General features: G+C 67.0%; 7 protein-coding genes and 1 pseudogene. 3 read left to right on the forward strand and 5 right to left on the reverse strand.

Annotated features, from left to right (window positions below; all coding sequences use genetic code 11):
* Nucleotides 1-789: 789 nt before the first annotated feature.
* Complete coding sequence (locus tag IEY86_RS35400) at nucleotides 790-1281, reverse strand: GNAT family N-acetyltransferase (RefSeq protein WP_189136010.1); 492 nt, start codon at nucleotides 1279-1281, stop codon at nucleotides 790-792.
* A gap of 490 nt (nucleotides 1282-1771) precedes the next feature.
* On the opposite strand from IEY86_RS35400, the pseudogene IEY86_RS38580 reads away from it, so the two are divergent.
* From IEY86_RS38580 to IEY86_RS38460, 3 genes and pseudogenes are all read left to right on the forward strand, one after another.
* Nucleotides 1772-2628: pseudogene (locus IEY86_RS38580) on the forward strand (IS630 family transposase); the annotation flags it as partial.
* A 265-nt stretch (nucleotides 2629-2893) separates the two neighbouring features.
* A complete protein-coding gene (locus IEY86_RS38455) occupies nucleotides 2894-3505 on the forward strand; it encodes an antibiotic biosynthesis monooxygenase family protein (RefSeq protein ID WP_189136011.1) in 612 nt (203 codons plus the stop codon).
* On the forward strand, nucleotides 3498-4001 hold the full coding sequence (locus IEY86_RS38460) for an isopentenyl transferase family protein (protein WP_189136012.1): 504 nt from the start codon (nucleotides 3498-3500) through the stop codon (nucleotides 3999-4001). Before IEY86_RS38455 ends, IEY86_RS38460 begins: the two co-directional genes overlap by 8 nt.
* Here IEY86_RS38460 and IEY86_RS35425 read toward each other — a convergent pair.
* From IEY86_RS35425 to IEY86_RS35440, 4 genes are read right to left on the reverse strand one after another with little or no spacing between them, the layout of a single operon-like run.
* Nucleotides 3889-4242 carry a class I SAM-dependent methyltransferase gene (locus tag IEY86_RS35425; protein WP_229699063.1) on the reverse strand — a complete coding sequence of 118 codons (354 nt, stop codon included), beginning with the start codon at nucleotides 4240-4242 and terminating at the stop codon, nucleotides 3889-3891. The genes IEY86_RS38460 and IEY86_RS35425 overlap by 113 nt on opposite strands.
* Before the next feature lie 5 nt (nucleotides 4243-4247).
* Nucleotides 4248-4676 carry a hypothetical protein gene (locus tag IEY86_RS35430; RefSeq protein WP_189136013.1) on the reverse strand — a complete coding sequence of 143 codons (429 nt, stop codon included), beginning with the start codon at nucleotides 4674-4676 and terminating at the stop codon, nucleotides 4248-4250.
* Nucleotides 4673-5107 (reverse strand): hypothetical protein, encoded by a 435-nt coding sequence (locus tag IEY86_RS35435; protein ID WP_506016893.1) that lies wholly within the window; start codon nucleotides 5105-5107, stop codon nucleotides 4673-4675. The genes IEY86_RS35430 and IEY86_RS35435 overlap by 4 nt, the downstream gene beginning before the upstream one ends.
* Entirely contained in the window at nucleotides 5028-5891 is an 864-nt protein-coding gene (locus IEY86_RS35440; protein WP_189136015.1) for a hypothetical protein, read from the reverse strand. The genes IEY86_RS35435 and IEY86_RS35440 overlap by 80 nt, the downstream gene beginning before the upstream one ends.
* Nucleotides 5892-6068: the final 177 nt, after the last annotated feature.

Here is a 6068-nt window from a genome sequence, read left to right on the forward strand (position 1 = left end):
CGACATCACCTTCGACGGCCGCCTGTCGGCAGCCCGCCAGTAACCCCAACTACCCCAGTTACACCGCTCGTTTGACAGACCCGTCCCGGATGCCGAAGGAAACCTGGGCGTTCTGCCCGAAGTGCCTGACCCCCGAGGGCCGCTGGCCACTGTGGTGGTACGAGCCGTGGGCTGTGGCCTGCCCGGTGCACCTGTGCTACCTGGTCTCCTTCTGTTCCCACTGCGACACCCCGTTCACGCCGGAAAGGACCAGCTCACGGTGGGGCTCCCCACGACGGTGCAGAGGCTTTCGCGACCCCTACCTCCGCCTCCTCCCGCCAGGAACGCGGCGCGAGCACTGCGGCATCTCCCTGTCGGAGATCGACACCACGCCGGTCAGCGTTCCCTTTGTACTCGAAGCTGTGAAGCACCTGCGGCACGGGCTCACCTCCCGCGGCCGACCCCGCTCCTGGCTGCGCACCTACCACGTACTGAACGCGCTCTTCGACCGCCCGGTCTTCAAAGTCCGCTCCTTCCCCAGCCGGGGCACCGACGGAACTCGCTGGCCAGGTGCTATTTCGGTGCTCGCGGAGATCGTTTCCCGCGCTGTTCCACCGGTTTTCCCACGATGCAGGCCAGCGGTCCGGTCACCAGACCACCACCACAGCGTTAGCGGGATCGAATGCCCCGGGACGAGTGCGCTCCACAGAGCTCGTAAGACGGTCTTGAGCGCCCGTGCTGGCAAGCCGTAGCCGACATGATCGCCCCAGCTTTGGGCGACAGCGATACTTCCGGGGAGGCGCAAGCTGGTCAGTTGACTTGGCCGAGATCCTTGCCGTACCAGATCTCTATGTACAGCCCCGTACAATATGCCGGAATCTCGCGGTAGCCGTGGCGGACGTACAGGGCGCGGGCCTCGACCAGGTCCAGGCGGGTGTTGAGGACCATCCGGGAGGCGCCGAGCAGGCGGGCCTCGCTCTCCAGTAGCTCCAGCAGGAGGTCGGCGCCCTTCTTGCCCCGGAAGTCGGGACGCACGTAGATGCGGGTCAGCTCGGCGCGCTCGGAATCCAGCATCAGCAGCCCGCCGCCCGCGGCGGCCTCGCCGTCGAAACGGCCCACGACAAATTGGCCCGTGGGTGGGGTGAGCAGTTCCGCGCCGTCGTCGGCCAGGCCCTGATCGATCTCCTTGGAGGTCGCAGGCCGCTTCCAGTAGCGACTGGCGACCTCGTCGTAGTAGTCCCGGCGCAGGCCGGTCGCGTCTGTTGTGTCGAAGGCTTCGGGGGCCAGATGCCACGAGGTCATGAGAGTTCTATAGCCGGGTTGCGCCGCACTCGCCAATTGATTTTTCGGGGGCGAACTCCATTTCTTGTAGCAGTAGTTGTCAGATGCTGTCTCTATAAAGAACGTACGGGACGCCCTCCCTGTTGCCGCAGGGCAGCAACGCTCTCGATTCAGGCATAATAGTAAAGGGTGTAGAAATTCCAACATTTCATCTCCGGGATCACCGCACCCAGGAATATGAGAAGAAATTGGGTTACGCACCCCCCATCTCGATGGCTCAAAAAGACCTTGCAAGGCCGGAAGCTGAAGCAATGATGAGTTACTGCAGACGGCAACTACCACTCCAAAAGGGAATGCAGCGCCGGGAGGGATTGGCACAACCGAACCTTTCCGGATGTATCTCCACTCAGTGTCAGACCGGCAGGCTGACGCATTCGATTCATGAGCCTTCGGGAAAAAGCCAAGACGGGGGAAAGAATGATTCAGAAGGATTTGGTTGCGGTTAATGTGCTCACTGTTCGAAGTGCTCGAGCAGGAGCTGGCCAAGGGGCCGGTGGCGCACGGCTGGCCGGACCAGACCTGGACGCTGACACGGATCAAGACCCTGATCGGGCGCCGCTTCCACAAGAGCATGACGCTCTCGACCATCGCCCAGATGCTGCACCGGCACGGCTTCAGCCACCAGGTCCGGGCCCGCCGCGCGGTGGAGCGTGACGAGGAAGCGGTCACCGGCTGGGTGAAGGAGACCTGGCCGCAGGTGGAAACGCCGTGGCGGCGCTCGGGGCCTGGCTGTGCTTCGAGGACGAAGCCGGCTTCTCGATGACGCCGCCCACCGCCCGCACCTGGGCCAGGCGCGGACACACACCCGTCATCCGGGTGCGCGGACGCTCCCAGCGCCGTTTCTCCATCGCCGCTCTGGCCCGCTACAAGCAGGGCGAACGCGCACGCCTGATCTACCGGCCCAAGCGGCACGTCGATCACAAGCGGGGCGGCAGACGCAGTTTCACCTGGACCGACTACCGCGACCTGCTCACTGCCGCCCACCAGCAGCTCGGCGCACCGGTCGTGCTCGTCTGGGACAACTTGAACGTGCACAGAGACCGCCGACTGCGGGAGTTCATCGACGACCACGACTGGATCACGTGCTACTTCCTGCCGGCCTACGCACCCGACCTCAACCCCGTCGAGGGCATCTGGTCACTGCTGCGGCGCAACAGCCAGGCCAACACCGCCTTCACCGACCCTGACCATCTCATGCGCGCCCTCCGGCAGGGCCTCCGCGAGATCCAGTACCGCAGTAACCTCATCGATGGATGTCTCGCCGAAACCGGCCTCACCTTGACGACATCACGCCAGCAAGATCAGTAACTCCTTTCCCCGAGGTGGCTTCGTGACGCTTGCGGGAGATTGCCCCTTGTCGCGGTTGCCGCGGGACATCCGCATTTCCCTTCCCACGGGAGGGGAGCAGCTTTCGCCCCGCCGGGCGGGATAAGGCGGCAAATCGTGCCGCCGGAGTGCCTGATTAGGCCCATACGGTCTACCCACCACAAGGAGCTTCCGCCACTGCGCACCGACCTCAAAGTCGCCGGAGTGACTGAGGGCGGGCGTAGAGCCACACGGCTGAGAGGAAGCCATGAGAAACGATCCCGTGGTTGTGGCCAACTGCATACAGGGCCCTGGTGATCTCTCCGACTGGATCAAGACAGCTTTCCAAGGAATCCTGCGCACCCTTGACGGGGTTCCCGGTGTACACGAGTTCCATCTGCGAAAGCTGGACCTAGGAGACGGCACATTCCACTACGCCTCCCTCACCGTTTGGGAGTCCATGCAGCATTTTGGGACCTGGCGGCAGAGCATCGCATTCCTGGACGCGTATGCCGACCGGCGCCGTCAAAGGGAATTCAAGAGGCTGACTGCAGTGCGCCATGACATTCCCCTGACGCCGGGACTTACAGGGGCAGCCCTCGATGCAGAATTGCTTTCCCGGATCAACGCTAGAAACCCCGGACTCCTGTCCGAGTGCGCATCCAGCGCGATGTTCACCGAGGAGGCCTGTTGGTCCGCCGCCGGGCTCACACAATTGCCAGAGCGGACTGGCTCCAAGGATGAGCTGGGGCATGACTATCTGAACGCGCCCGGGGGCCCTTCCCCGGCGCGCCCAGCCCCCACTCACGCGCGAGCGGTCCCGTGGGCCGTGATCGTCAGTGCGCCAGTGGGGCTGCCGCCGAAGGGAAGCCATGAGTAGCCGTTCCGTTGCCATCAGCGGCACGGCCGGGCGCACTGAGGGGAAGACAAGGATAAGGAGGGATCTGCATCTGGTTCTGGGGCCGACTGGGGTCGGCAAGACGGCTCGCTCGGTGCAGTTGGCCAGCCGCTATGCCTGCCCGGTCGTCGTCCTGGATCGCGTGCAGTGCCATCCCCGGCTTGCCGTCGGATCTGGTCGGCCCACCGCCCGAGAGCTGCGAGGCACTCCTCGCCTCTACCTCGATGATCGGCCGGTTGCTCAGGGTGTCATCAGCGCTCCTGAAGCTGTTGACCGTCTGATGGAAGCGCTGAAGCGCATGTGGGACCGAGACATCAGCCGGGTGGTGCTCGAGGGGGGATCCATCTCGATACTCGAGGAGCTGTTCAGGCGGCCCGACTGGGCCAGTGACTGCGTGGTGGCGGCCGAATGCTGGGGTCGAGCATGTCGACCACCACTGCCTGGCAGGACAGGCTGGAGGACGGCAGGCCGTCGATGACCTGCGTGACCGCCGCCTCGTCCGGGCTGGCGTACAACTGGGCGGCCCACCGCTCGGCGTCGGTGCCGCGGTCGACCGGTACGTAGGCGTGCCCGTCCCACTGCCACAGCCGGTCAGGGGCGAACCGGTGCCGGGGCACAGAATCGACCGCTCGGCGGATCCAGGGAGAACGGGCAGGCCAGTCGCCGCGCGCCTCCATCGCCGCCGCCAAGCGCCGACGTCGGTCATCGAATGCGGGCACGTCTCCTACTTCTTGTGCTTCCCGCTCGAGGGCGGTGGGGGTGGCACCTGCCCGTCGGCGTTCCCCGAAGGCGGCTTGCCCTGCCCAGGATCCGGCGGCGGCTTCTCATGCTCTCCCAATGGTGCCCCCTCAGTAGACCGACACGGCGAGTATCCATGGTGACGCAGCCGGGGCACGCGCTTCCCGTGCCCCTCCATCCCGGCCAGTTCCCGGGCCGCATCCACGCGCTGTAAGGCATTGAGGGTGGTGTCCTGGGCGAAGGCGATCAGCCGGTCGGCGCCCGCATCACGGTGCCCCTCCACCCGGGCCAGGCCCCGGGCCGCGTCCACGCGGGCGAAGGCCTGGAGGGTGGCGTCGTCGGCGAGCTGGGCGTAGAGGCGGGCCGCGCGCTCCCGGTAGGCCTGAACCCGGGCCAGTTCCCGGGCCGCGTTCACGCGGCCATGAGAGCCGCGGCCGACGCACCATCCGCGATGCCCGCCACGGGCTCTAGCTCGTCGTCGAGCACCGCGTTAGCCAGCTTGCCCGGCTCGGCATCTCCCTCACCGCGTGAGTGGGTAAGCCAGCAGAATCGTCCGGTGTTCCACCACCTCGTCCAGGAAAGGATCTCGGTGGTGAACTCGGTGAAGGTCATGGGCAGGGGCGGACCGGGGTCGGCGGACTCGGTCTTGCCGCGCCGGGGCGAGGCAGTGACGGTGTAGCCGGGCAGGGCAGCGAAGAGCATGCGGTCGGCCGACCGGTTGAGGTTCTCCACCGTGCCCTTCAGGCGCGGGCTGTAGGCGGGCAGGTCATCGACCTTGGCACCGAGAGTCCCGACTACGCCCAGGACTGTCCGGGACAGGAAGTCCTTGCCTCTGTCGATGCGCACCGCTTCCGGGACGCCGCCGGCCGGGCCGTACGGACCACTGCGCAAAGACCGCGGCGCGAAGCGCGGCCAGGGTCGAGGCCCGGGACGGATGACCGGGTGTGACAGCGGTGCCGTTGGTCGTCTTGGTCGCGACGTCGATGAACCATGTCACCCACGGGCGCACCAGATCCGCGTCGGCATCCACCAGGAGCGGGGCCTGGAGGTGGTCGGCCTCCCAGGTGTGGTTGCGCCACAGCCGGGGCCGTTTGCCGAACACGTCTTGGGCACGGGCCGCCTGCGGACCGAGCGTCAGGGCGGCCCGTTCACCGGCGGTCAGGTCACGGCGTACCGCGCGCAGGAACGTCGACAACGACGGCACCGGATCCAGCACGGGCACCGCCTGCGTCGGCGCGCCGCCCGGAACGACGACGGCACGCTCTCCTGCTGCGGCCCGGGCACGGGCCACCAGCTGCCGGTGGACCGCGGAGGCGTTTCCCTTCCAGTACGCCAGCAGCACCCGCACATCGGCCGTGGCCTCGAACCGATCCCCCGACCTGGCACCGGGGCGAGCCACCGCCCCGGGATCGGCTTCGGCCCGCGCGAGCCACCGCCACACCGTGCGCTGCGAGACCCCCAGGCACTGCCCCGCCAGCCGCACATGCCCCCGCGAGAGCCGGCCCTGCCCCCGCAACCGCAGCAGCTGCTGCACAGCGGGCCCTCGCAGCGCGGCCAGCCCGGCCCCCTGCAGCACCGGCGCGGGTGCGTCCAGCCTCGGCGGGGCTTGGGTCCCGGTTGTCCTGATCACGAAACCGGCTCCTGGCCCTGCGCTCGTGGCCTGTGCCCTTCCCCTACCGCCGGCCATCACGGGTAGGAGCCCAGCCGGGCGCAGGCCTGCTCGAGGTCATGTCCCGTGGGGTGGTGTAGTCAGGGCAACTGTTTCGGTTCCGGTTGTGGGGTGATCTGCGGTTCGGGTTCGGTGGGC

The sequence above is a fragment of the Wenjunlia tyrosinilytica genome (assembly GCF_014646055.1).
In the GTDB taxonomy this organism is placed as follows: domain Bacteria; phylum Actinomycetota; class Actinomycetes; order Streptomycetales; family Streptomycetaceae; genus Wenjunlia; species Wenjunlia tyrosinilytica.

What these genes read in the sequence shown, in the direction of transcription:
- IEY86_RS35400 (WP_189136010.1), bottom strand. Translation starts at nt 1,281, where the DNA reads ATGACCTCGTGGCATCTGGCCCCCGAAGCCTTCGACACAACAGACGCG.
- IEY86_RS38455 (WP_189136011.1), top strand. Translation starts at nt 2,894, where the DNA reads ATGAGAAACGATCCCGTGGTTGTGGCCAACTGCATACAGGGCCCTGGT.
- IEY86_RS38460 (WP_189136012.1), top strand. Translation starts at nt 3,498, where the DNA reads ATGAGTAGCCGTTCCGTTGCCATCAGCGGCACGGCCGGGCGCACTGAG.